This is a genomic window from Martelella sp. FLE1502 (genome assembly GCF_053484255.1).
Genome location: NZ_JBAKFQ010000056.1, coordinates 1 through 1,487 on the forward strand (window position 1 = coordinate 1; position 1,487 = coordinate 1,487).

Consider the following 1,487-nt stretch of genomic DNA (forward strand, 5'->3'; position numbering starts at 1 on the left):
TTCCTATTTCTGTCGGTGTTGGCGAAACGATTGGTCACAACCGGATTTCAGCCGCCGTGGAACGCTTCCGTACACGATTGCCGCAAGCCGAAATAGAGTTGATCGTGGCGTCTGCCTCCAAGCTTATGGCCGGATTGCGAGAGGGTGAATTTGACGTCGTTGTCACAGCGGCGACGGTCAGTGAAGACCTCTATCGAATAGACCAGCTCTATGACGAGTCCTACAAGGTTGTGGTGTCCAAGTCGCACCCGTTGTCTGGACGAAACGCTATTTCTCTTTCGACACTCGCTGAAACTGACATGCTCGATCGACCCAATTGCGAAATGCGCGATGCGTTGCATCGGGCATGTGCAGACCAAGGTCACGAACTCTACGCGGCCTATCGGTCAAATCGCGTGGATTGGTTAGTCGAACTCGCGCGGCAGGGATTAGGCGCGGTGATTTTGCCAACCACGGCAATTCCAGCAGATAGGGGCCTCGTTTCGATACTCATCGACGACCTTGAAATTTCGCGAACTGTTTCTGCTCTTCGTTATCGGCACCAAACGACGAGACCAGAGACAAATGATCTGATCCGTGAGATTGCGCGTGTGTAGGCGTAGTCTCATTGATGGCCGACATTCGCGCATAGTGCAGTAACTGGTACTTTGGGCTCGCTACCGACCTTCGCCGCGCTAAGCATGAACGGCAGCTCGGTATAATCCGCAAGGGCATCGAGCGTTCCGATATTTGGTGTCTCCACGCTCGATGCCCTTGCTAACGTTCGGCTCGGACGTTGACCAACACCACACGGTAGATATAGCGCGCGGCTGGCGCATACTGTCCCGAGAAATGCAATCCCGACGTCTTGCCTGCAAGCCAGTCACGGTCGTAAGCGACCGTGAGGTCGGAGCGAAGGAAGGCGTCGACATCGTCGTCCAGCACAGTTTCGAGCGCGCGGCCATGATCGGATTCCTTAAGATCCAGGACACCTTCGGCCTTCGTCAGGATCCAGTCACCCTGCTGCTTCTCGAAGATCAGGATTCCGCAGGCATCGGCCAGATGAGGTGTGTCGCAGTCGAGGCCGCGGCCGGTGGCTTTCGTGTCAATGCGTCCCAACTCGGTCGTGGCAAAGGCCGTAAAACCCTGTTTCGCGAAAATTTGGCTGACCATGTCTCCACTGTTGCCGAAGCCGACACGAAAGCGGGAGGCGTCGGAGAGGTCTTCTTCCTGGATATTTCCCTCGACCATCCGGAATTTGCCGTCATCATAGCGCCTTGTTTCGCTGGCGGCATAGCCGTAGCTGAGTTGGAGTGCGTCGCGTACCAGAGGCCAGTGCGAACCGATCGGCGGCAAGCCGGCAAGCTGCAGGATTTTAGCTTGCGTGGTTTGAACGAGCGCTTTGACCTGGTCATCATCAAGACCTTGCGTAACCGGAACGCTCTCAATGCTAGCTAGGCCGTGTGGACGGATTTTATGAGGTTGAATGCTGCAGCGATTGAAACGAT

Annotated in this window: 2 protein-coding genes; one reads left to right on the plus strand and one right to left on the minus strand. The window is 55.6% G+C overall.

Going from position 1 to position 1,487, the window contains the following annotated elements:
* Positions 1-596, plus strand: a 596-nt coding sequence (locus V6767_RS22635; RefSeq protein ID WP_448475496.1) for a LysR family transcriptional regulator substrate-binding protein, incomplete at its 5' end; no start/stop codon positions are given.
* A 160-nt stretch (positions 597-756) separates the two neighbouring features.
* On the opposite strand, the gene V6767_RS22640 is transcribed toward V6767_RS22635, so the two are convergent.
* Positions 757-1,487 (minus strand): hypothetical protein (locus tag V6767_RS22640; protein WP_448475497.1); only part of this gene is annotated, 731 nt, incomplete at its 5' end.